Origin of the sequence: Mycobacterium triplex (assembly GCF_000689255.1) — a bacterium.
GTDB classification, from domain to species: domain Bacteria; phylum Actinomycetota; class Actinomycetes; order Mycobacteriales; family Mycobacteriaceae; genus Mycobacterium; species Mycobacterium triplex.
On record NZ_HG964446.1, the window covers coordinates 1,223,822 to 1,247,017 of the forward strand.

The following is a 23,196-nucleotide window of genomic DNA, read 5'->3' on the forward strand; positions in this document are numbered from 1 at the left end:
TGATGTCCGGCCCGTTTACTTCTCCAGCGTGAACTGGTCGACGTCGGTGTAGCCCTGACGGAACAGCTTGGCGCAGCCGGTCAGGTACTTCATGTAGCGGTCGTAGACCTTCTGCGACTGGACCTCGATCGCGTTGTCCTTGTTTGCTTCCAGCGCCGCGGCCCACATGTCCAGGGTGCGCGCGTAGTGCAGCTGCAGGGACTGGATCCGGGTGAGCTTGAAGCCGGCATCGCAGGCGTGCTCTTCCACCAGCGCCGGCGTGGGCAGCCAGCCGCCGGGGAAGATCTCGGCCAGGATGAACTGCGTGAAGTGCACGACTTCGTGGGTCAGCGGCAGGCCCTTGGCCCTGGCTTCCTTGAATGCGGGGCGCACGATGGTGTGCAGCATCATCACGCCGTCGGCCGGCAGCACCGAGTAGGCCATCTCGAAGAAGCGGGCCCAGCGCGCGCGGCCGAAGTGCTCGAACGCACCGATCGAAACGATCCGGTCCACCGGCTCGTCGAACTTCTCCCAGCCCTCCAGCAGCACCCGCCGGGTGCGGGTGCTGTCCAGCTGATCGAACGACTTCTGGACGTGTTCGGCCTGGTTCTCCGACAGCGTCAGGCCCACGACGTTGACGTCGTATTTCTCGATGGCCCGTCGCAGCGTGGCGCCCCAGCCGCAGCCGATGTCCAGCAGTGTCATCCCGGGTTGCAGGTTCAACTTGGACAGCGACAGGTCGATTTTGGCGAGCTGCGCTTCTTCCAGCGTCATGTCGTCGCGTTCGAAGTACGCGCAGCTGTAGGTCTGGGAGGGATCCAGAAAGAGCCGGAAGAAGTCGTCAGACAGGTCGTAGTGCGCTTGCACGTTGCCGAATTGCGGCGTGAGCTGCACGGCCATAACGAAAGAAGCCTTTCTGTATCCCGGAGGCGGGGGCGATTTGGGAGGGAGGCCCATCGACTCCGGTGCATGCCCTTTGCATGCTATCGGGTTCGACCGGCGCAGTTCATGCGCGCGGCCGCCACTTAGGGTCACACGACACCGGCGCAATTCCCAAAACGAGCTGCACGCCAGGGTGGGTTTACGTCTCCCGGGGCGGTGCGATCGGGGAGGGGTGCGGCTCCTCGCGGAACTTTTCCAGCGATCCGCCGACTTCGACGATTCCGCACAGCGCGTTCCAGCTCAGCATCGTCAGGTAGTCGATCAGCTCGTCTCTGGTCATCCGCGGATTCGACATCCACGAGTGCGTGGCCAACTGCACGCCGCCGACGATCAGGTAGGACCACGGTTCCGCGCCGCCGGTGTCGATTCCGGCCTGCAGCATCCGCCGGCGCATCAACACCGCGATCATCCGGGCAATGATCCGTTCGGAATCGGCGATCACCTTGCTTTTGCTGGCCGAGCTGTTCGCCATCACAAACCGGTACGGCTCGGGTTCGTTCGCCACGGTGTCGACGTAGACGCGGATGACCTCGCGGGTCAGGTCGAGGCCATCGAGATTGGACGTCAGTGCCGCGGCCATGTTCGGGATCAGCGTGGTCTGCGCGAAACGCATCATCACCGCGGTTGTCAGGTCGTTCTTGTCGACGAAATAGCGATACAGAACGGTCTTGGAGACCCCGATCTCGGCGGCGATTTCGTCCATGCTGAGGTAGCGGCCGTGTCGCCGGATTGCGTCGATCGTCCCGTCGACCAGCTCGTTGCGGCGCTCCACCTTGTGTTGGTGCCAGCGCCGCTTGCGACCGTCCGTCTTAACGATTACAGCCGGGATTTGCTCTGTCACAATCGACGATTCCCATTCACTAGACGCTCTCGATAGTACGGCGTGAGGGGTCCGTTTGGCGGACAGGAGGCTATCTGTGAGGGGCTTTGGCGGCGGTGTCGCAACACGAACTGGCCCAAGCAATACATGATGGTGGGGTGGTACATAGAGCCGAGGCACCAGGTTCGGCCGCTTCGCGGCCCGAGCCGAACACGCCGGCGGCGGCGGGCCGGACTCGTACATCCTTCGCGGAATCATTCGCTGGAGCCGATCCGGAAGCGGACGCTGCGCGGCGGGTGGCGCTTCGCCGGATGAAGTTGGTGGCACTGAGCTTTTTGGTCGGTGCCACCGTGGTGTTCCTGGCATGCCGATGGGCGCAGGCGCACGGCAGCGTGGGCGCCTGGGTCGGCTACGTCGGCGCGGCCGCCGAGGCCGGCATGGTGGGTGCTCTCGCGGACTGGTTCGCGGTCACCGCGTTGTTCAAGCACCCGTTGGGCATACCGATCCCGCACACCGCGATCATCAAGCGGAAGAAGGATCAGCTCGGCGAGGGTCTGGGCACCTTCGTGCGGGAGAACTTCCTGTCGGCGGAGGTGGTCGAGACCAAGCTGCGCGACGCGCAGGTGCCGGGTCGGCTCGGCAAGTGGCTCTCGGAGCGCTCGCACGCCGAGCGGGTGGCCAGCGAGGCCGCCACGGTGCTGCGGGTGATCGTCGAGTTGCTGCGCGACGAGGACGTCCAGCAGGTGATCGACCGGATGATCGTCCGGCGTATCGCCGAGCCGCAGTGGGGGCCGCCGGCGGGCCGAGTGCTGGCCACGCTGCTCGCCGAGAATCGGCAGGAAGCCCTGATCCAGTTGCTCGCCGACCGGGCCTTCCAGTGGTCGCTGAACGCCGGCGAGATCATCCAGCGAGTGGTCGAGCGCGATTCGCCGACCTGGTCGCCGCGGTTCATCGACCATCTCGTCGGCGACCGCATTCACCGCGAGCTGATGGACTTCACCGACAAGGTGCGCCGCAACCCGGACCACGAGTTGCGCCGCTCGGCCACCCGTTTCCTGTTCGAATTCGCCGACGACCTGCAACATGACCCGGACACCATCGCGCGCGCGGACGCGATCAAAGACCAGCTGATGGCGCGTGACGAGATCGCCAATGCGGCCGCGACGGCGTGGAAGACGCTCAAGCGGTTCGTGCTCGAGGGCGTCGACGATCCCTCTTCCGCGCTGCGCACCCGCATCGCGGACAGCGTCGTTCGCATCGGTGAGTCGTTGCGCGACGATGCCGAGCTGCGCGACAAGGTCGACAGCTGGATCGTGCGGGCGGCACAGCATCTGGTGTCTCAGTACGGCGTGGAGATCACCGCGATCATCACCGACACGATCGAACGCTGGGACGCCGAGGAGGCGAGTCGCCGGATCGAACTGCACGTGGGTCGTGACCTGCAATTCATCCGGATCAACGGGACCGTGGTGGGGTCGCTGGCGGGGCTGGTGATCTACACGATCGCGCAGCTGTTTTTCTAGGGGTGCTAACTACTGCTTGCAAATGCAAGCACATGTCCGTACGCTCGGTACCTGTCAAGGTCGGCCATCGGACCCAAGGAGCACGCAATGCCACCGGAGGAGACGCTCTCCGCCAAGGTGTCGACCGCGGCGTCCGACATCGGCAGCTTCATCAGAAGCCAGCGTGAACTCGCCCAGGTTTCGGTGCGGCAGCTCGCCGAGTTGGCCGGTGTCAGCAATCCCTATCTGAGCCAGGTTGAGCGCGGACTGCGCAAACCTTCTGCCGACGTGCTGAGCCAGATCGCGAAAGCGCTGCGGGTTTCCGCCGAGGTCCTCTATGTGCGGGCCGGGATCCTCGAGCCGAGCGATAAGAGCCAAGTGCGTGACGCGATCATCACCGACACGGCGATCACCGAGCGTCAGAAGCAGATTCTGCTCGACATCTACGCGTCCTTTGCCCAGCAAAACGAACCGATCCACGAGGAGTGTCCGTCCGAATCCGACAACCACGAGTGAGATAGCCCGGCCGGGCCGACTCAGTTGCGATAACGCCTGAGCACTAGTTGGTGACGCATATCCCAACGGCCGCTGGGTTACCAGAAGGGAAGGATGCACCGATTCCCACTGATTCCCTCTTATTCCGCGGCGCGGCGCAGCGCTGAAACCCACTCGATCGTCAACCTGACCCGACCGACCAGGAGGTTTCCCGGCAAGTCGCGTGCCATGTCAATCCGCGGGTCTTGACTACTCCTCGCACGAGGAGCCGACGCTTGCCTCGACTTCCAAACCAAACGCTTCAAACAACCCTGAGAACGACAACCAACCATGAAAGGAAACACCATGGCTGAAAACTCGAACATCGAAGAATTACGGGCACCGTTGCTGGCGGCCCTGGGCGCGGCAGACCTGGCCCTGGCGACCGTCAACGAGCTCATCAGCAACCTGCGTGACCGCGCCGAGGACACCCGTACCGACACCCGTAGCCGCGTCGAGGAGAGCCGCGCTCGGATCGCCAAGCTGCAGGAGGACCTGCCGGAGCAGTTCACCGAGCTGCGTGAGCGCTTCACCCCCGAAGAGCTCCGCAAGGCGGCCGAGGGCTACCTGGACGCCGCGACCAACCGCTACAACGAGCTGGTCGAGCGCGGCGAGGCCGCGCTGCAGCGGCTGCGCAGCCAGCGGCCGTTCGAGGAGACCACCGCGCGTGCCGAGGGTTACGTCGACCAGGCCGTCGAGCTGACCCAGGAAGCGCTGGGCACCGTCGCCACCCAGACCCGCGCGGTCGGCGAGCGTGCGGCCAAGCTGGTCGGCATCGAGCTGCCCAAGAAGGCCGAGTCGGCCGGCAAGGCAGTGGCGAAGAAGGCCCCGGCCAAGAAGGCTCCCGCCAAGAAGGCCCCGGCCAAGAAGGCCCCGGCCAAGAAGTCGGCGGCCAAGAAGGTCACCCAGAAGTAGTTCGAATGCCGAGTTGCCCTTCGGGGCAACTCGGATTCGACGTTTACGACGGCGCCCGCATACCCTTAGTGGCGTGAGCCACCTTGTGGGTACCGTCATGCTGGTCTTGCAGATCGGCGTCCTGGTGATGTCGGTGTACGCGTTCGTACACGCTGCGATGCAGCGCCCCGACGCCTATACCGCCGCCGAGAAGCTGACCAAGCCGGTCTGGCTGGTGATCCTGGGCCTGGCCGTCGCGCTGACCTCCATCCTGAGCTTCGTTTTCGGCGTGCTCGGAATGGCGATCGCGGCCTGCGCGGCGGGCGTGTATCTGGTCGACGTGCGGCCCAAACTCCTGGAAATTCAGGGCAAGTCGCGCTGACGCGATGAAGGCCTTGCTGGCCGCGCTTGTCGCGCTGCTGGGCTCGGTGCCCGCAACGGGCGTCGCGTCGGCCGAACCGGGCACCGCGGCGGTCGACCCCGCGCCGCCGTTCGTCGACCACACCGCATGGACGCAGTGGGGCCTGCGGGTTTTCCCGACGCCGTCCGGGCGGCTGGCGTCCCGACAACCCGGCACCGTGGGCGCGGCGGACGAGGCCTGGGCCGAGGTGCTGACGACGGCACCCGGCGCCGACACCCCGGGCATGCGTGCGCAATTCATCTGCCATTGGCAGCTCGCCGAGATAGCGCAACCCGGCAAGACCAGCTGGAACCTCGAGCCATGGCGGCCCGTCGTCGACGACGCCGAGATGGTCGCTTCCGGCTGCAATCCCGGCGGTCCGGAAGAATCGCCTTCGTGACACTCAGTCGAGGACAGCTGGCGGCGCTCGTCGACCACACCCTGCTCAAACCCGAAGCCACCGATGCCGACGTGGTCGCACTGCTAGCCGAAGCCGCGGCCCTGGGTGTCTATGCGGTGTGCGTATCTCCCTCGATGGTCCCGGTCGCCGCCGCGGCCGCTGCGGTCCGGGTCGCCACGGTCGCCGGGTTCCCGTCCGGCAAGCACGTGTCCGCGATCAAGGCCGCCGAGGCCGCGGCGGCGGTGGCATCCGGTGCCGGCGAAGTCGACATGGTCATCGACGTCGGTGCCGCGCTGGCCGGCGAGCTGGACGCGGTGCGCTCCGACATCGCGGCGGTGCGCGCCGCGGTGCCCGGCGTCGTGCTCAAGGTGATCGTGGAATCGGCTGTGTTGCTGAATGATTCGAATCCGCGCACGCTGACCGACGTGTGCCGGGCCGCCGAGGATGCCGGCGCGGACTTCGTCAAGACCTCGACCGGATTTCACCCCGCGGGCGGGGCGTCGGTGCGGGCCGTCGCGCTGATGGCGCAGACCGTCGGCGGTCGCCTCGGGGTCAAGGCCAGCGGCGGGATCCGCACCGCCGCCGACGCGCTCGCGATGGTGGATGCCGGGGCCACCCGGCTCGGCCTGTCCGGGACCCGGGCGGTCCTCGACGGGCTCGGTTGAATCCCGGTGGCTAGATGTTGGCGAAGCAGGAGTCGTTGTTTTCGCCGGCCGGAATGGTGGCGTTCTGGGTCGAGAAGTGGCTCGTCACGCCGGTCGGTGTCACCTGGACGCTGTCCGCGTGAATACCCAGCGGGTAGTCGGCGGTCAGTTTCGCGGTGTAGGTATCCAGCGTCGACTGGACGCTTTCGCGCGGCATGGTGAAGCCGAGTGCGTTGAAGCTCTGAATCTGTAGCTGAATCCCCTTGCCGGACACCACGGGCTTGGTGGTGATGTTGTCCAGCATGCCCTTCAGTTCGATGGTGCCGTCGGCCGGATGGGTGGTCACGCTGTTGGTGACGAACGGGCCCAGCACCGGTATCGCGTTCTGCACCGAGTCCTTGATGCCGTCACTGGTCCAGGTGATGGTCGCGTCGAGCGATCCGATGGTGCCCTTGGACGACGACGTCCGGTTCAACTTGACGTCTTTGATGCCGATCTCGATCTTCATGCCCTTGGCATCGCGGATCTGGTTGCCCGCCGTCGACACCGAGATGTTGGTGAAATGCTGCGTCGCAAGCTGCCACAGCAGCAGCGGCGCCACCCCGAACGACGCCGTGGCCTGATCCTGAACCTCGCAGGCCACCGCCTCGGCGACCTTGGTGTCGGCCACGTGCCGGGCATACAGCTCGCCGCCGATCAGCCCCGCGATGAGCAGCGAAACCACGATGACGCAGATCAGCACGATGGACAGCGGGTCGCGAAATCTCTTCTTCTTCGCCGGTGCCGGCTCCGGGCTGCCGGGGGCGGTGATCCGCTCAGTGGGGGGCGTCGCCGGTGGCGGGGGAGGGGCGGGCGGCGGGGCGTAGCCGGCCTGCTGGGTGTCCGCCCCGGCCGGGTACTCGTGCTGAGCCGCGTTCGGGTGCGGACCCGGGTCGGCCGGAGGCAGCCGCTCGGTTGGGCGCTCGGTGGGGGGTGGGCCGAACGGACCTTGGTCCCCGCCACGAGCCCACGATGACGGGCCCTCGTTCGGTGGTCCTGGTGGGTTCGTCACCCAACCGATTCTGCCCTATCGCTACGAGCAAAGTCGGACTGGTTGCGGAGCACCGCGATGCTGTCGCGGGCCTTCGCGACCTTCTCGACGTCGATGTCGGCGATCACCAATTGCGGGTCGGCTCCGGCCGAAGCGACCACCTCGCCCAGCGGTGAGGCCACCAGGCTGCCGCCGACGCCCGTCGGCGCACCCGCGGCGGACCCCGAGCCGGCCAGTGTGTCACCGGGATCGGCCTGACCCGCCGCGGCGACGTAGCTCATCGAGTCCAGCGCCCGGGCGCGGGCCAACAGCGTCCACTGCTCGAGCTTTCCGGGGCCCGAACCCCACGACGCGCAGACCGCGATCAGCTGGGCGCCGCGTCGGGCCAGCTCGGTGTAGAGCTCCGGAAAGCGGATGTCGTAGCAAACGGTCAGCCCCACGCCGACGCCGTCGACGGTGATGACCACCGGTTCCCGGCCGGGGGCGACGGTGCGCGACTCGGCAAAGCCGAACGCGTCGTAGAGATGGATCTTGTCGTAGTGCGCGTCCGGCTGGTTGGGTGTGCCGGGCCCGGCCGCGATCAGCGTGTTGGTCACGCGTCCGTCACCGGCCGGGGTGAACATGCCGGCGATCACCGTGACGCCGGAGTCGGCCGCGATGCCCCGGACGCCGTTGGCCCACGGGCCGTCGACGGGCTCGGCGATCGGCGCCAGCGGGACGCCGAACCGGCACATCGTCGCTTCGGGAAACACCACCAGCGCCGCGCCGGCGTCGGCGGCCCGAGCGGTGTAATCGCGCACCTGCTGCAGATTCGCCGCCGGATCGCTGCCACTGAGCATTTGCGCCAACGCGATTCGCATGGCCGCCAGCTTAGGCCCGGTGACGATGCGCTTCGCTTGCGAAGCGTTGAGGAGGCGGGCAGTTGGGCTCAGGCTCGGCGATTCAGGCGTTGTTGGTGATCCACTCGGTGGTGAAGCGTTGTTCCCTGCTCACCAGTTCGGCCAGGTGCGTGCCGATGATGTTCTCCACCTTGCCGCCGATCAGGGGAATCCGTACGTGGATGCTGACCCGGAACGTCAGGCGGGCGCCGCCGCGGCCGACGGGCGTCAGCTCGGCGGTGCCCGCGACGTTCACCGGGGTGTCCACGATCGAGCCCTTGATCGACGCCGTCGCGATGCCGTCGGTGACCGGCCCCCACGACTCTTCGCGCCGGAAGTACAGATCGCCCCGGTGCAGCTGGGTGACCATCGCCGGCAGGTTGTGACTGTGCACTTCCTGCAGCGTCACCACCTCGATGCTGCCGTCGTCGCCGGATTCCCCGCCGACGCGGATCGACTCCAGCCGCGCCTCGTCGACCGGAATGTCGGCCAGCCTGGCTCGCCAGTAGTCGGCCTCGGCGAACGCGCGGTGCAGCTCTTCGACGCTGTCCTCGTAGTCTGCGGACAACTCGAATGAGCGGGGCATAGCAGGTCAGGCTACCGTTACGGGCCGTGACCGGATCGCCGTACGCGGGTGCGCGCGTCGCCGAGGCGGCGCCGTTGGCGCCGTTGACCACGCTGCGGGTCGGACCGGTCGCCCAACGCCTGATCACCTGCGCCAGCAGCGAACAGGTCGTCGCCGTGCTGGGCGAGCTGGACTCGGCCGGCGGTGGGCCGGTGCTGGTGTTTTCCGGCGGCTCCAACCTGGTGATCGCCGACGACCTGACCGACCTGACCGCGGTGCGGTTGGCGACCGGCGGGATCACCGTCGAGGGCAACCGGCTGCGCGCCGAGGCCGGCGCGGTGTGGGACGACGTGGTCGTCGCGGCCATCGAGCATGGGCTGGGCGGGCTGGAATGCCTGTCCGGCATTCCCGGCTCGGCCGGGGCCACCCCGGTGCAGAACGTCGGCGCGTACGGCGCGGAGGTGTCCGACACGATCACCCGGGTGCGGGTGCTGGATCGCGCCAGCGGTGCGGTGCGCTGGATCCCCAACGACCAGCTGGACTTCGGCTATCGCACCAGCAGGTTCAAGCGCGACCAGCAGGTCCCCGCCGTCGTGCTGGAAGTGGAGTTCGCACTGGATGATTCGGGGCGCAGCGCGCCCTTGCGCTACGGCGAGCTCGCGGCGGCACTGAACGCGGCCAGCGGCGAGCGTGCCGATCCGCTCGCGGTTCGCGAGGCTGTGCTCGCGCTGCGCGCCCGCAAGGGCATGGTGCTCGACGCGGCCGACCACGACACCTGGAGTGTGGGGTCGTTCTTCACCAACCCCGTTGTAACGCCTCAGGTTTACGAGTCGCTGGCCGCCCGCACCGACGGGCCGGTGCCCAACTACCCGGCGCCCGACGGCGTCAAGCTGGCCGCCGGCTGGCTGGTGGAGCGGGCGGGCTTCGACAAGGGCTATCCCGACGACCCCGCCGCCCCCTGCCGACTGTCCACCAAGCACGCGCTTGCTCTGACCAACCGGGGCAACGCGTCGGCCGCGGACGTGATGGCGCTGGCGCGCACCGTCCGCGACGGAGTCCGCGACGTGTTTGGCATCACATTGGAACCCGAGCCGGTGCTGCTCGGCTGCCGCTTGTAGCTGTGGATTCGGCGTGGCGGCGGGCTTTCGCGACTCCTGGTAGCGCTGGCGGTGTCGGCAGTGCCGGTATCTTTTAGAGTCGTGAGCACATCCCCCGACCAGCCGCCGATCAATCGGCGATTGGCTTTAGCGGCCCTCGGGCTGGGTGTGTTCGCGCCGAGTGTGTTGGCCGCCTGCAGCAGCCCCGCGGCCAAGCAAGCGCAGCAGAACAAAGAGCAGTCGGCGCCGAGCCTGAAATACCAGCCCGCCGATGCGGCCGCCGACGTGGTTCCCATTGCGCCGGTCAGCGTGACGGTCAGCGACGGCTGGTTTCAGAAGGTGGCGTTGACGAATTCGTCGGGCAAGGTCGTTGCCGGGGCGTTCAACTCCGACCGCACCGTGTACACCACGACCGAGCCGCTGGGCTACGACACGAGTTATAGCTGGAGCGGGTCGGTCGTCGGCCACGACGGCAAGACCGTACCCCTCACCGGCAAATTCACCACCGTTGCGCCCAGCAAGAAAATCGACGGCGGCTTCCAGCTGGCCGACGGCCAGACCGTCGGCGTCGCGGCGCCGATCATCATCCAGTTCGACGCGCCGATCAGCGACAAGGCCACCGTCGAGAAGGCGCTGACCGTCACCACCAACCCGCCCGTCGAGGGCAGCTGGGCGTGGCTGCCCGACGAGCAGCAGGGCGCCCGCATCCACTACCGCCCGCGCGAGTACTACCCGGCGGGCACGACCGTCAACGTCGACGCCAAGTTCTACGGGCTGCCGTTCGGCGACGGTGCCTACGGCCTGCAGGACATGTCGTTGAAGATCCAGATCGGCCGCAAGCAGGTCGTCAAGGCCGAGGTGTCGTCGCACCGAATCCAGGTCGTCACCGACGCCGGCGTGATCATGGACTTCCCGTGCAGCTACGGCGAGGCAGACAAGGCGCGCAACGTCACCCGCAACGGCATCCACGTCGTCACCGAGAAGTACGCCGACTTCTACATGTCCAACCCCGCGGCCGGATACAGCCACGTGCACGAACGCTGGGCGGTGCGGATCTCCAACAACGGCGAGTTCATCCACGCCAACCCGATGAGTGCCGGCGCGCAGGGCAACACCAACGTCACCAACGGGTGCATCAACCTGTCGACCGAAGACGCCGCGGAGTACTACCCGACCGCGATGTACGGCGACCCGGTCGAGGTGACCGGCAGCTCGATCCAGCTGTCCTATTCCGACGGCGACATCTGGGACTGGGCCGTCGATTGGGACACCTGGGTGGCCATGTCGGCGCTGCCGCCGCCCAACGCGCACCCGCCGGCCAGCCAGATCCCCGTCACCGCGCCGGTGACCCCGTCGACCGCGCCGAGTTTGTCGGGCACACCGACTACCACGACGACGTCGGCTAGCCCCGGCGGTTGAACCGCATCGTGTTGGCCTGATCGCGCGGCTTGAGGACGATCAGGTCCAGGTCGACGTGCGGTGGGCGCGACGCCACGAACCCGATCACCTCGGCCACGTCGTGCGCTGTCAGCGGCGTGATGCCGGCATAGACCGCATCCGCGCGCTGCTGATCGCCGTCGAAACGCACCAGCGAAAACTCGGTTTCCACTGCGCCCGGCGCGATTTCGGTGAGCCGCACCGGCTTTCCCAAGAGTTCCCCGCGCAGCGTGCGGTGCAGCGCGCCCTGGGCGTGCTTGGCCGCGGTGTAGCCGGCGCCATTGTCGTACACCTCGAGCGCGGCCACCGAGGTGACGGTGACGATCAGGCCGTCGCCGGAGTCGATCAGCTTGGGCAGCAGCGCGCGGGTGACCCGCAGCGTGCCCAGCACGTTGGTCTCCCACATCCACCGCCAGTGCTCGAGGTCGGTGTCGGCGACGGGCGCCAATCCGCGAGCCCCTCCGGCGTTATTCACCAGCACATCGACCCGGCTCAAATTGCCGGCGAGGGCCTGCACCGCCGCGTCGTCTGTGACGTCAGCCACAATTGCGGTGCCGCCTATTTCTTCGGCGAGGGCAGTTATCCGGTCCGCGCGTCGCGCCACTGCGACGACGTGAAAGCCAAGGGCGGCAAGGGTTTTCGCAGTTGCTTCGCCGATTCCGGAACTGGCACCGGTAACCACCGCGACCCGTTGATGCGCGTTGTTCGAACTCACCGAGCCAACTCTAATAAACGTGCTAAATTCCTGAGGTGCACCACAGCGCCCTGTTCAACAACACCGCCGCGTGTCTTTGCGCGGCATGTGCGTGTTGTTGCCGCGCACTTTGCCGCGCCTGAACCCAAAAACAGGTTGTGGCCAAGACCGGCCATTAGAACTCGGACAAAGGACGCTCGTGCGCTCGACTTCTCTCACCCACACCCATCATTCGCCCAGCCGTAAGGGCCACCTGCGGCTGCATCGCCAGATCCTGCCGCCGTCGCTGCACATCTCCGACTCCGCGGCGGCCTCGGTGTTCCGGGCGGTCCGGTTGCGCGGCCCGGTCGGCCGCGACGTCATCGCCGGGGTCACCTCGCTGAGCATCGCGACGGTGAACCGGCAGGTCATTGCGCTGCTCGACGCGGGACTGCTGCGGGAACGCGCCGACCTGGCGGTTTCTGGAGCCATCGGACGCCCCCGGGTGCCGGTGGAGATCAACCACGAACCGTTCGTCGCGCTGGGCATTCACATCGGTGCGCGGACCACCAGCATCGTGGCCACCGACCTGTTCGGCCGCACGCTGGACACGGTCGAAACGCCGACACCGCTGAGCCCGCCGGGGGCGGCGCTGACGTCGCTGGCCGACAGTGCCTCCCGATACTTGCGGCGCTGGCATCGCCGCCGGCCGCTCTGGGTCGGGGTGGCCATCGGCGGCACCGTCGACGGCGCCACCGGCCACGTCGATCACCCGCGGTTGGGCTGGCGGTCGGCGCCGGTCGGGCCGGTGCTGGCCGACGCCCTGAGCCTGCCGGTGTCGGTGGCTTCACACGTCGACGCGATGGCCGGAGCCGAGCTGCTGCTGGGGATGCGGCGGTTCGCGCCGAGCTCGCCGACCAGCCTGTACGTCTACGCCCGCGAGACCGTCGGCTATGCGCTGGTGATCGGCGGGCGGGTGCACTGCCCGTCCAGCGGGCCCGGCACCATCGCGGGTCTGCCGGCCCAGTCCGAGCTGCTCGGCGGCACCGGAGCGCTGGAGTCCACGGTCAGCGACGAGGCCGTGCTGGCCGCGGCTCGGCGGCTGCGGATCCTGCCGGCGGCCCCGCCGGGCCGTCCCAACGGCTCCACCGCCGGCATCACCGATCTGGTGCGCTTGGCCCGCGCCGGCAACCAGCAGGCCAAGGAGCTGCTCGCGGAGCGTGCCCGGGTCCTGGGTGAGGCGGTCGCGCTGCTGCGTGATCTGCTCAACCCCGACGAACTGGTGGTCGGCGGCCAGGCCTTCACCGAGTATCCCGAGGCGATGGAGCAGGTGGAGACGGCGTTCGCCGAGCGGTCGGTGCTGGCGCCGCGGGATATCCGCGTCACCGTCTTCGGCAACCGGGTGCAGGAGGCCGGAGCGGGCATCGTGTCGCTGGGCGGGCTGTACGCCGACCCGCTGGGGGCGATGCGCCGCGCCGGGGTGATCGGCTCCCGGATTCCCGAGGTCGTCGACGAGTCTTCCGCCTAACGCGAACGGCTTGGGCCGGTCGCCGGACCGTGCTGTAAAGATGACAGTGTGCGGCACGACGACGTCCTCCTGCTGAATGATCCGCGCCGGGTCGCGCTATTGGCGGTGCACACCTCACCCTTGGCCCAACCGGGTACGGGCGACGCCGGCGGGATGAACGTGTACGTGCTGCAAAGTGCGTTGCATCTGGCCCGGCGGGGCATCGAGGTGGAGATCTTCACCCGTGCCACCGCGTCGGCCGATCCACCGGTCGTCGAGGTCGAACCCGGAGTGCTGGTGCGCAACGTGGTGGCGGGCCCGTTCGAGGGCCTGGACAAATACGACCTGCCCACTCAGCTGTGCGCGTTCGCGGCCGGGGTGCTGCGCGCCGAGGCCTCGCACGAGCCCGGCTATTACGACATCGTGCACTCGCACTACTGGCTGTCCGGACAGGTGGGCTGGCTGGCCCGCGACCGGTGGGCGGTGCCGCTGGTGCACACCGCGCACACCCTTGCCGCGGTCAAGAACGCGGCGCTGGCCAACGGCGACGCGCCCGAGCCGCCGCTGCGCACGGTGGGGGAGCAGCAGGTCGTCGACGAGGCGGACCGGCTGATCGTCAACACCGATGACGAAGCGCGGCAATTGATCTCGATCCACCACGCCGATCCGGAGCGGATCGACGTCGTGCACCCCGGGGTCGACCTGGACGTGTTCCATCCCGGTGATCGCCGGGCGGCCCGGGCCGCGCTGGGGCTGGCTCTCGACGAGCAGATCGTGGCGTTCGTCGGACGAATCCAGCCGCTGAAGGCACCCGACATCGTGCTGCGGGCGGCGGCGAAACTGCCGGGGGTGCGCATCGTGGTGGCCGGCGGCCCGTCGGGCAGCGGACTGGCCCGCCCGGACGGGTTGGTTCGTCTCGCCGATGAACTCGGGATTAGCGAGCGGGTGACGTTCCTGCCGCCGCAGTCGCGGGAGAAGCTGGTCACCCTGTTCCAGGCCGCGAATCTTGTTGCGGTGCCCAGCTATTCGGAGTCGTTCGGCTTGGTGGCCGTCGAGGCGCAGGCCTGCGGCACGCCGGTGGTGGCGGCCGCGGTCGGCGGGCTGCCGGTGGCGGTGCGCGACGGGGTCACCGGCTCGTTGGTGTCCGGGCATGACGTCGGCGACTGGGCCTTCGCGCTGGGCGAGCTGCTGCGGCTGGACAACACCGCGATGAGCGTCGCCGCGGCCGCGCATGCGGCGACGTTCTCTTGGGAGAACACCACCGACGCGTTGTTGGCCAGCTATCGGCGGGCCATCGGCGAGTTCGGCGCCGCACGGCAGCGCCGGGTTCGCGACCGGGTGGCCGCGCGCAAGCCGCGCCGCTGGACGCCGCGTCGCGGGGTGGGCGCATGACCGGCGCCGTCGACGATGCAGAGCGAAGCGATGAGGAGGAGCGGCGCTCGTGACCCAAGCCGTGCAGCAGGTGATTGAGCATGCGCTTGATGCCAGCGAGCTGACGTACTCCAAACACGAAGGCGCACATGGCGGTTTGGCGGGGCTGGTCGTCGAGTTGCCCGGTGAGCGCAAGCTCAAGACCAACACCATCCTGAGCATCGGCGAGCACTCGGTACGCGTCGAGGCGTTCGTGTGCCGCAAGCCCGACGAGAACCACGAGGGCGTCTACCGGTTCCTGCTCAAGCGCAACCGTCGGCTCTACGGAGTCGCCTACACGCTGGACAACGTGGGCGACATCTATCTGGTCGGCCGGATGTCGCTGGCGTCGGTCGACGCCGAGGAAATCGACCGGGTGCTCGGGCAGATACTCGAAGCGGTGGATTCGGACTTTAATACGTTGCTGGAGTTGGGTTTTCGCTCGTCGATCCAGAAGGAATGGGATTGGCGGGTATCGCGGGGTGAGTCGCTGAAGAATCTGGAAGCTTTCGCCCACCTGATCGACGACGATGATGACGACTAGCTCCGCTTCCCGACTTCCGCGAGCGTAAGCCGGCTGCGATTTTCGGCCCCGGATTTCGCAGTGACCTTACGCTCGGCGAGCTTCGAACAGTGCGTGAGAGACTGACCGGCATGGGTGACACTGCGACGCTGGTACTGCTTCGCCACGGCGAAAGCGAATGGAACTCGCTGAATCTTTTCACGGGCTGGGTCGACGTCGGACTGACGGAAAAGGGCCGCGCCGAAGCGGTTCGCAGCGGCGAGCTGCTGACCGAGCACAACCTGCTGCCCGACATCCTCTACACCTCGCTGCTGCGCCGCGCGATCACCACGGCGCATCTGGCCTTGGACGCCGCCGACCGGCTGTGGATCCCGGTGCAGCGCAGCTGGCGGCTCAACGAACGCCACTACGGCGCGCTGCAGGGCCTGGACAAGGCCGAAACCAAGGCCCGCTACGGCGACGTGCAATTCATGGCCTGGCGGCGCAGCTACGACACCCCGCCACCGCCGATCGAGAAGGGCAGCAAGTTCAGCCAGGACGCCGACCCGCGCTACGCCGACATCGGCGGCGGCCCGCTCACCGAATGCCTGGCCGACGTCGTGGTGCGCTTCCTGCCGTACTTCACCGACGTGATCGTCCCGGATTTGCGTTTCGGCAAGACGGTGCTGATCGTCGCCCACGGCAACTCGCTGCGCGCCCTGGTCAAGCACCTCGACCAGATATCCGACGAACAGATCTCGGAGCTGAACATTCCGACCGGCATTCCGCTGCGCTACGACCTGGACGCCGATCTGCGTCCGGTGGTGCCCGGCGGCACCTACCTGGACCCCGAGGCGGCGGCCGCCGGCGCCGCGGCGGTAGCCAGCCAGGGCGCCCGGTAGTCTTCGGGCAGCGGCTTGATTTCGCCGGTTTTGAGCGCTAAAGGCCCGTTGGCCAAATTTCGCATGAACGACAGCCGAACACCTGTGGCGGAAGTTGTGACTTGTCCGATTTTGGCCTCGTTCCGCTAGGGCTGCGTTCATCAGATTTGTACGATTTTGTTCGTGACTGTGTTCTCGGCGCTGTTGCTGGCCGGGGTCTTGTCCTTGCTGGCGCTGGCCGTCGGAGTGGCGGCCGGCACTCGGTTGTCCGCACGTGTGGTGCGACGCCGCCAGCGAGTGGCCACCGAATCAACCGGCATCACGGTCGCGCAGATGCTGCAACAAATCGTCACCCTGATGCCGCTGGGCGCGGCCGTCGTCGATTCGCATCGCGACGTCGTCTACCTCAACGAGCGTGCCAAGGAATTGGGCCTGGTGCGCGATCGGCAGCTCGACGACCAAGCCTGGCAGGCCGCGCAGCAGGCGCTGGGCGGCGAGGTCGTCGAATTCGACCTCCAGCCCGGCAAGCGCGCGGCCGCCGGGCGGTCCGGGATATCGGTGCATGGGCAAGCCACCCTGCTGAGTGAGGAAGACCGCCGGTTTGCAGTCGTCTTCGTTCACGACCAGTCCGACCATGCGCGCATGGAGGCCACCCGCCGCGACTTCGTGGCCAACGTCAGCCACGAGCTCAAGACCCCGGTCGGCGCCATGGCGCTGCTCGCCGAGGCCCTGCTCGCGTCGGCCGACGATTCGGAAACCGTGCGCCGGTTCGCCGAGAAGGTCCTCATCGAGGCCAACCGGCTGGGCGACATGGTAGCCGAGCTCATCGAACTGTCCCGGCTGCAGGGCGCCGAGCGGTTGCCCAACGTCATCGCTGTTGAGGTCGATACCGTTGTGGCTGAAGCGATTTCGCGTCACAAGGTGGCCGCTGACAACGCCAAGATCGAGGTTCGCACCGACGCGCCCACCGGTTTGCGGGTGCTGGGGGATCAAACGCTGCTGGTGACCGCATTGGCCAATCTGGTCTCCAATGCGATCGCCTACTCGCCGCCGGGTTCACCGGTGTCGATCAGCCGTCGCCGTCGTGGCGACAACATCGAGATCGCGGTCACCGATCGCGGGATCGGGATTGCGCTCGAAGACCAGGAGCGGGTCTTCGAGCGGTTTTTCCGGGGGGACAAGGCGCGTTCGCGAGCCACCGGCGGCAGTGGGCTGGGGCTGGCGATCGTGAAACACGTTGCGGCCAATCACGATGGCAGCATCGGGGTGTGGAGCAAGCCGGGAACCGGTTCCACGTTCACATTGTCCATCCCGGCCTATCAGGACACCGATAGCGGCGAAGAAACCGAGCAATCGCGGGCTCGCGAAGCGCGGCCCAACAGATCCCAACGAGAGGAAGAACTAAGTCGATGACCAGTGTGCTGATCGTGGAGGACGAGGAGTCGCTTGCCGATCCGCTGGCCTTCCTGCTTCGCAAGGAAGGCTTTGAAGCCACCGTGGTAACCGATGGGTCAGCGGCGCTGGCCGAGTTCGACCGTGCCGGCGCGGATATCGTGCTGCTCGATCTGATGCTGCCGGGCATGTCGGGCACCGACGTGTGCAAGCAGCTGCGCGCTCGCTCCAGCGTGCCCGTGATCATGGTGACGGCCCGGGACAGCGAGATCGACAAGGTGGTCGGCCTGGAGCTCGGCGCCGATGACTATGTGACCAAACCGTATTCGGCGCGTGAGTTGATTGCCCGGATCCGGGCCGTGCTTCGCCGGGGCGGCGACGACGACTCCGAGATCAGCGACGGCGTATTGGAGTCCGGCCCGGTGCGGATGGACGTCGAGCGTCACGTCGTGTCGGTCAACGGGGACACAATCACGTTGCCGCTCAAGGAGTTTGACCTACTCGAGTACCTGATGCGCAACAGCGGACGGGTGCTGACCCGCGGGCAGTTGATCGATCGGGTGTGGGGCGCGGACTACGTGGGTGACACCAAGACGCTCGACGTCCACGTCAAGCGGCTGCGGTCCAAGATCGAAGCCGACCCGGCCAACCCGGTGCATCTGGTGACGGTGCGCGGGCTGGGCTACAAGCTCGAGGGCTGACCTCGATCACAACCATTGTCTGCTGGCCCGGTCGTCGATCGGGGCTAGCAGCGTAGCCAGTGAGCCGGTAATCCCCAGCTCCGGCGTCTTTTCATGCGACTCCGCGGTGCTGCCGCGATGTCCGCCTACGCCGCGGATTCTGCGCAGGCGAGCACCCTGACGGCATTTGACGAGCCGTCGCCTTCCACCAACGAGGCCGGGCGACTTGCCCAGGCCGACGCGGCGGCCCGCCCCGCCGCCGAAGCACAGTCCGCGGCCCAAGTCGTCGCGAACGCCGCCACGCAGGCTGCTACCACGACCGTCCCGGACGGCGGAAGCGCCACCGTTGCGCCCGGCAGCACGATCACCCTCGCCGGCAGCTCCGCGATCGTCCTCAACGACGGCTCCGTCACGGTCAGCGGCAACGGCGCTATCGTTGCGAGCGCGGGCTCCATCACCGTCAACATCGGCAGCAGCGTCCTGATCCAGGCGTTGGACCCGGCTACGGGCATTGCCGTCAACACCACTGTCAATGCCGCCTCCGGTCCGATCACTCTGGCCCCCATGTCGGTCCCGGTTCAAGTTCTCAGCGGCTCCGTCACCACGAATGGCGCCTCTCTGATCGCCAACATCACGACGAACCCGGTCACCGCCCTCGTCGGTGCTACCGAGGCCTCGATCGCCAACGTCACCTCCCAAGTCGGATTGCCGGCCATGGGGTCGGTAACCATCACCTCCGCCGCCACCCCGCTCGCCGCCGCCCCGGCCGCCGCCCCGACCGGCGCGGCGACGGCGGCATCGGCTGCCGCGACGAGTAGCTCGTCGTCGGCGTCGTCGGCGTCATCCGCCGCGTCGGCGTCGTCCGTGTCGCCGGCAGGAACTCTGGGAATATCGGGTGCGGACGAAATCCTGACGCCGGAAGTGCCCTACCTTGGGCCGACCGATGCGGTCGGTATCGCTGCTGATTCGCCGATGCGCGCCGCCGCGGCCGCAAGGTGGTGAGTGTGACGAGCCCGTCACCCGTAGGAATCCCGCAGGCTGACAACACTTTTCGAGCATTTCACGCTTAACGCAAACCGACCTCGGCGTGCCCCGGTACCGACCAGCTGTGCTCGACGACGCGGCGGTGAGCGATCTCGATGTGAATGTCGGCCTGCTCGGTGTTGGTGCACACTGCGGTGGCGCCGTCGGGATCGGTGTAGCGCAGGCTCACGCATCGTTGCCCGGGCTGCTCGACGCGGATGAGAACATCGCGGTTCCCGATGCGCCCCTGCAGTTGCCAGTGCTCCAACTCGAGCGTCGTGCGCATCCGAAGGGAAGGCAAAGGGCTTGCGGGCCAATCCTTTCCATCGATGCGGAAGCGGATGAAGGCCATCGGCGCCAGCCGGCGCAGCCCCGGCTTGTGCGATACCGCGGTGACGACCTCGAGGACGTCGCCGCCGCCGAGGTCGGCGTGGATCCATCCCCAGCGTTTGGCGTTGCCGTGCCCGTAGATGTGGGCAACGGCGCCGCGCCAGCCGTCGACGCGCATAACAGTGCCGTCGACGGACAGCGACCCGGCGAAGTCGGCGGTGGGTGCGACCACCACCTGGGCGCCGGGCAACAGCTCGCGCTCCCACACCACCCGCGGAAACGTCCACAACGGCTTACCGGTGTCCGCCCAGGACAGTTCCCAGCCGAGCGTTCCGGCCCGCCCGTCCAGCCCCTCGGGCCCCAGCCGCACGCCCCCGGCGTCGAACCACGCCGCACCGGTCGCGGGTTGGGCGGGCTCGGGGCCGAACCGTTCGGTGTGCGGCGGGCCGTCGGGTGCAAACCAGCTCGCCCAGCCATGCGCGTAGGGGGCGCCGCCCCGTGTCGGAGCGACCGTCTCACCGTGAACCCATAGGCCGGCGTGCGTCAGCGGATCCGACAGGGTGGCGTACCAGACTTCGAGCCGCCCGGCCTGGCCCCGCCAGCGCGGGGCCGCCGCCAGTCGCAGTTCGTCGTCCACTACTGCCCCGACGTCGCGCGGTTACTCCGCGATCCGAGTCGCCGGGTGCACGGCGATGAGCCCTAATTGGCTGCGGCGCTTGCACATTGCCGCCAACTCGGCATAGGCCTTGGAGCCGAGCAGTTCGGTGAGCTCGTCGGCCAGGCTTTCCCACACCTGCTTGGCGCCGACGTGTGCCGCCGGATCGCCCGTGCAATACCAGTGCAAGTCCGCGCCGCCGGCGCCCCAGCCGCGGCGATCGTATTCGGTGATCCAGGTCTTGAGGATCTCGGTGCCGTCGGGCCGCGTCACCCATTCTTGGCTGCGCCGGATCGGCAACTGCCAGCAGACCTCGGGCTTCATCGTCAGCGGCGGCACGCCCAGCTTCAGCGCCTTGCTGTGCAGCGCGCAGCCGATGCCGCCGGCAAAGCCGGGCCGGTTCAAGAAAATGCACGCGCCCTTGTATTTGCGGGTGCGGTGCTGGGGCTGGCCTTCGTGCTCGTCAAGTTCGAGGTAACCCTTACGGCCCAAACCCTTTTCGCGGAATTGCCAGTCGGCGTCGGTGAGCTGCTTGACCGCGTCGTCCAGGCTGGCGCGGTCGTCGTCGTCGGACAGGAACGCGCCGTGCGAGCAACACCCGTCGTCCGGGCGGCCCTCGACCGTGCCGCGGCAGGCGGGTGTGCCGAACACACACGTCCAGCGTGACAGCAACCACGTCAGGTCGGCCGCGATCAGATGCTCCGGATTGTCCGGATCGAAGAACTCCACCCATTCACGGGCAAAATCCAATTCAACTTCTTGCCCAGGCTCGGGGTGCGAATTCGCCACGGATGCAACGTTAGACCAAAATTCGCGTCCATCCAGCCGCTGACACTCGCGCCCGCCGGAGCGGGGACCGGCTGATCTTGAATTCCCCGGGATCGCGTCGACCGATATCGGATTGTGGTGTTTCACAGCGGGGCGCAACCCAAACAGCTTCGCCCTCCCGCTAGTTTGTGTTCGTGCGATTAGGCGTCCTCGACGTGGGTAGCAATACGGTCCATCTGTTGGTGGTCGATGCCCATCGCGGCGGGCATCCCACCCCGATGAGTTCGACGAAGGCCACCTTGCGGTTGGCCGAGGCCACCGACAGCTCGGGCAAGATCACCAAGCGCGGCGCCGAAAAACTCATCTCCACGATCGACGAGTTCGCCAAGATCGCCGTCAGCTCCGGCTGTGCGGAGCTGATGGCCTTTGCCACCTCCGCGGTCCGCGACGCCGAGAATTCCGACGACGTGCTCACCCGGGTCCGCAAAGAGACCGGTGTCGAGTTGCAGGTGCTGACCGGGGTGGACGAGTCGCGGCTGACCTTCCTGGCGGTGCGCCGCTGGTACGGGTGGAGCGCCGGGCGCATCATCAACCTCGACATCGGCGGCGGCTCGCTGGAGCTGTCCAGCGGCGTCGACGAAGAACCCGAAGTCGCCTTGTCGATGCCGCTGGGTGCCGGCAGGTTGACCCGCGAGTGGCTGCCCGACGATCCGCCCGGCCGGCGCCGGGTGGCGATGCTGCGCGATTGGCTGGACGCCGAGCTGTCCGACGCCAGTGTGGCCGTGCTCGAGGCCGGCGCTCCCGACCTCGCCGTGGCGACGTCGAAGACGTTCCGGTCGCTGGCCCGGCTCACCGGCGCGGCGCCGTCGGCCGCCGGACCACGGGTGAAGCGGACGCTGACGGCTAACGGCCTCAGGCAACTCATATCTTTCATCTCTAGGATGACCACCGCTGACAGGGCGGAATTGGAAGGAGTCAGCGCCGAGCGGGCACCGCAGATCGTGGCGGGCGCCCTGGTGGCGGAGGCGAGCATGCGAGCGCTGTCGATAGAAACGGTGGATATCTGCCCGTGGGCGTTACGGGAAGGTCTCATCTTGCGCAAGCTCGACAGCGAAGCCGACGGAACCGCCCTCGTAGAGACTTCGGTGCGCAATGCTGGAGGTCAGGCAGTAGATCGGAACGCCAACCGATCGAGAGGCGACAAACCATGACCGGACCACACTCCGAGACCGAGAGCCCCGGCACCCGGCCCATCTCGGTGGCCGAACTGCTGGCCAGGAACGGGACCATCGGCGCCCCGGTGGGCACCCGGCGCCGGCGTCGGCGCCGCGGCGACAGCGACTCGGTCACCGTCGCCGAGCTGACCGGTGAGATCCCCGTCATCCGCGACGAGGAGCACGACGAGACAACACCTGAGGCCAACGGCACCGTCGAGGTCGCCGAACCCGAGGCCGAGTCGGCACCCGAGCCCGGCTCGGAACAGGCCGGGGTCGCCACCGAAGACCGGCCCAGGCCCGGGACCCGGCCCGAGCCTCGTTGGCCCAAGTCTGCGCCGCAGCCGCCCCGGGCGGGGCCGGAGCGCAGCGCCTACCCGCGGCCCGCTCGGCGCTCCGATGCACCAGAAGCCGCCCGGCCGGCGGAGCCCGCCGGCAAGCCCGCGGCGTCCTCCGGCGCCGAGGACATGAGCCCGGATCCGCTCGAGCAATACGCCGACATCCCGGTCGACGTCATGGACTCCGACGTGCGCGAGGCCGAACCCGCGACCGAGGATTCCGCCTATGTCCGCTCCTACCTGCAGACTTCGGACTCGACCCTGTTCGGCGGACAGACCCTCGCCGATGAGGTGGCGCGACGGCGCAGCGACGAGCGCGAGGGCGCCGACGCGGACGCGCTGACCGACGCGACGGCGCCGGCCGAGGACCACGTCGGCGTCGAGACGTCCCACCCGGACCAGCTCAGCGAAGTCCGCCCAGCGCCCGGCAAGCTCGAGGCGCTCTGGCGCGGCAGCTTGATCGTGTTTCAGTCGATCCTGGCCGTCGCATTCGGCGCCGGGCTGTTCATCGCGTTCGACCAACTGTGGCGATGGAACAGCCTGGTGGCGCTGGTGCTGTCGGTGCTGGTCATCCTCGGCCTGGTGGCCGGGGTGCGGGTGGTGCGCAAAACCGAGGACATCGCGAGCACGCTGATCGCGGTGGCAGTCGGGGCGTTGATCACCTTGGGACCGCTGGCGCTTTCCATGCAGTCCGGCTAGGC

25 protein-coding genes are annotated in these 23,196 nt (G+C 67.8%); 17 read left to right on the plus strand and 8 right to left on the minus strand.

What is annotated here, in order from left to right:
• Positions 1–15 precede the first annotated feature (15 nt).
• Together pcaA and BN973_RS05645 are read right to left on the minus strand one after the other, a co-directional pair.
• Positions 16–879: a cyclopropane mycolic acid synthase PcaA gene (pcaA, locus tag BN973_RS05640; protein WP_036466508.1), complete on the minus strand. Its 864-nt coding sequence runs from the start codon at positions 877–879 to the stop codon at positions 16–18.
• Positions 880–1,060: 181 nt separating this feature from the next.
• Entirely contained in the window at positions 1,061–1,762 is a 702-nt protein-coding gene (locus BN973_RS05645) for a TetR/AcrR family transcriptional regulator (protein WP_036466510.1), read from the minus strand.
• A gap of 137 nt (positions 1,763–1,899) precedes the next feature.
• Here BN973_RS05645 and BN973_RS05650 point away from each other — a divergent pair, with 137 nt between their 5' ends.
• The 6 genes from BN973_RS05650 (at position 1,900) to deoC (ending at position 6,136) form a co-directional block, all read left to right on the plus strand.
• Complete coding sequence (locus BN973_RS05650) at positions 1,900–3,264, plus strand: DUF445 domain-containing protein (protein ID WP_036472075.1); 1,365 nt, start codon at positions 1,900–1,902, stop codon at positions 3,262–3,264.
• An 87-nt stretch (positions 3,265–3,351) separates the two neighbouring features.
• Positions 3,352–3,759, plus strand: a complete 408-nt coding sequence (locus BN973_RS05655; RefSeq protein WP_036466512.1) for a helix-turn-helix domain-containing protein — start codon at positions 3,352–3,354, stop codon at positions 3,757–3,759.
• A 324-nt stretch (positions 3,760–4,083) separates the two neighbouring features.
• Positions 4,084–4,692, plus strand: a complete 609-nt coding sequence (hbhA, locus tag BN973_RS05660; RefSeq protein ID WP_036472076.1) for a heparin-binding hemagglutinin HbhA — start codon at positions 4,084–4,086, stop codon at positions 4,690–4,692.
• 73 nt (positions 4,693–4,765) lie between these two features.
• Positions 4,766–5,053, plus strand: coding sequence for a DUF2516 family protein (locus tag BN973_RS05665; protein ID WP_036466514.1), 288 nt, complete (start codon positions 4,766–4,768; stop codon positions 5,051–5,053).
• Between the two features lie 4 nt (positions 5,054–5,057).
• Entirely contained in the window at positions 5,058–5,471 is a 414-nt protein-coding gene (locus BN973_RS05670) for a DUF2599 domain-containing protein (protein ID WP_036466515.1), read from the plus strand.
• Positions 5,468–6,136 (plus strand): deoxyribose-phosphate aldolase, encoded by a 669-nt coding sequence (deoC, locus tag BN973_RS05675; RefSeq protein ID WP_036466516.1) that lies wholly within the window; start codon positions 5,468–5,470, stop codon positions 6,134–6,136. The genes BN973_RS05670 and deoC overlap by 4 nt, the downstream gene beginning before the upstream one ends.
• Before the next feature lie 10 nt (positions 6,137–6,146).
• Here the strand turns inward: deoC and BN973_RS05680 are convergent, their stop codons facing one another.
• The 3 genes from BN973_RS05680 to BN973_RS05690 all read right to left on the minus strand — a co-directional run bounded on the left by BN973_RS05680 (position 6,147) and on the right by BN973_RS05690 (position 8,609).
• Positions 6,147–7,166: an LmeA family phospholipid-binding protein gene (locus BN973_RS05680; protein ID WP_036466518.1), complete on the minus strand. Its 1,020-nt coding sequence runs from the start codon at positions 7,164–7,166 to the stop codon at positions 6,147–6,149.
• On the minus strand, positions 7,163–8,005 hold the full coding sequence (locus tag BN973_RS05685; RefSeq protein ID WP_036466519.1) for a carbon-nitrogen hydrolase family protein: 843 nt from the start codon (positions 8,003–8,005) through the stop codon (positions 7,163–7,165). The genes BN973_RS05680 and BN973_RS05685 overlap by 4 nt, the downstream gene beginning before the upstream one ends.
• A gap of 82 nt (positions 8,006–8,087) precedes the next feature.
• Entirely contained in the window at positions 8,088–8,609 is a 522-nt protein-coding gene (locus BN973_RS05690; RefSeq protein WP_036466520.1) for a DUF2505 domain-containing protein, read from the minus strand.
• A 26-nt stretch (positions 8,610–8,635) separates the two neighbouring features.
• Here BN973_RS05690 and BN973_RS05695 point away from each other — a divergent pair, with 26 nt between their 5' ends.
• Positions 8,636–9,706 (plus strand): UDP-N-acetylmuramate dehydrogenase, encoded by a 1,071-nt coding sequence (locus BN973_RS05695; protein ID WP_036466521.1) that lies wholly within the window; start codon positions 8,636–8,638, stop codon positions 9,704–9,706.
• Between the two features lie 36 nt (positions 9,707–9,742).
• Positions 9,743–11,104, plus strand: a complete 1,362-nt coding sequence (locus BN973_RS05700; RefSeq protein ID WP_139830168.1) for a L,D-transpeptidase — start codon at positions 9,743–9,745, stop codon at positions 11,102–11,104.
• Here the strand turns inward: BN973_RS05700 and BN973_RS05705 are convergent.
• A complete protein-coding gene (locus BN973_RS05705; protein ID WP_036466524.1) occupies positions 11,088–11,837 on the minus strand; it encodes an SDR family oxidoreductase in 750 nt (249 codons plus the stop codon). The two genes, BN973_RS05700 and BN973_RS05705, sit on opposite strands and share 17 nt — an antisense overlap.
• Positions 11,838–12,015: 178 nt before the next feature.
• On the opposite strand from BN973_RS05705, the gene BN973_RS05710 reads away from it, so the two are divergent.
• The 7 genes from BN973_RS05710 to BN973_RS05740 all read left to right on the plus strand — a co-directional run bounded on the left by BN973_RS05710 (position 12,016) and on the right by BN973_RS05740 (position 19,169).
• The gene (locus BN973_RS05710; protein ID WP_036466525.1) at positions 12,016–13,323 is read left to right on the plus strand and encodes an ROK family transcriptional regulator; all 1,308 of its coding nucleotides are present in this window, start codon (positions 12,016–12,018) and stop codon (positions 13,321–13,323) included.
• Positions 13,324–13,371: 48 nt separating this feature from the next.
• On the plus strand, positions 13,372–14,694 hold the full coding sequence (mshA, locus tag BN973_RS05715) for a D-inositol-3-phosphate glycosyltransferase (RefSeq protein WP_036466527.1): 1,323 nt from the start codon (positions 13,372–13,374) through the stop codon (positions 14,692–14,694).
• A gap of 49 nt (positions 14,695–14,743) precedes the next feature.
• On the plus strand, positions 14,744–15,256 hold the full coding sequence (locus tag BN973_RS05720) for a type III secretion system chaperone family protein (RefSeq protein ID WP_036466528.1): 513 nt from the start codon (positions 14,744–14,746) through the stop codon (positions 15,254–15,256).
• A gap of 110 nt (positions 15,257–15,366) precedes the next feature.
• Complete coding sequence (locus tag BN973_RS05725; RefSeq protein WP_036466529.1) at positions 15,367–16,116, plus strand: phosphoglyceromutase; 750 nt, start codon at positions 15,367–15,369, stop codon at positions 16,114–16,116.
• Between the two features lie 162 nt (positions 16,117–16,278).
• Positions 16,279–17,508: a sensor histidine kinase gene (locus BN973_RS05730; protein WP_139830169.1), complete on the plus strand. Its 1,230-nt coding sequence runs from the start codon at positions 16,279–16,281 to the stop codon at positions 17,506–17,508.
• Positions 17,505–18,188, plus strand: a complete 684-nt coding sequence (regX, locus tag BN973_RS05735; RefSeq protein ID WP_003873718.1) for a two-component sensory transduction protein RegX — start codon at positions 17,505–17,507, stop codon at positions 18,186–18,188. Before BN973_RS05730 ends, regX begins: the two co-directional genes overlap by 4 nt.
• A gap of 117 nt (positions 18,189–18,305) precedes the next feature.
• Complete coding sequence (locus tag BN973_RS05740; protein WP_036466530.1) at positions 18,306–19,169, plus strand: hypothetical protein; 864 nt, start codon at positions 18,306–18,308, stop codon at positions 19,167–19,169.
• 64 nt (positions 19,170–19,233) lie between these two features.
• On the opposite strand, the gene BN973_RS05745 is transcribed toward BN973_RS05740, so the two are convergent.
• Positions 19,234–20,157: a hypothetical protein gene (locus tag BN973_RS05745; protein ID WP_036472078.1), complete on the minus strand. Its 924-nt coding sequence runs from the start codon at positions 20,155–20,157 to the stop codon at positions 19,234–19,236.
• A gap of 21 nt (positions 20,158–20,178) precedes the next feature.
• Entirely contained in the window at positions 20,179–20,964 is a 786-nt protein-coding gene (locus BN973_RS05750; RefSeq protein WP_036466532.1) for a hypothetical protein, read from the minus strand.
• Positions 20,965–21,137: 173 nt separating this feature from the next.
• Here BN973_RS05750 and BN973_RS05755 point away from each other — a divergent pair, with 173 nt between their 5' ends.
• Together BN973_RS05755 and BN973_RS05760 are read left to right on the plus strand one after the other, a co-directional pair.
• A complete protein-coding gene (locus BN973_RS05755) occupies positions 21,138–22,154 on the plus strand; it encodes a Ppx/GppA family phosphatase (RefSeq protein ID WP_036472079.1) in 1,017 nt (338 codons plus the stop codon).
• On the plus strand, positions 22,151–23,194 hold the full coding sequence (locus tag BN973_RS05760; protein ID WP_036466533.1) for a hypothetical protein: 1,044 nt from the start codon (positions 22,151–22,153) through the stop codon (positions 23,192–23,194). The genes BN973_RS05755 and BN973_RS05760 overlap by 4 nt, the downstream gene beginning before the upstream one ends.
• Positions 23,195–23,196: the final 2 nt, after the last annotated feature.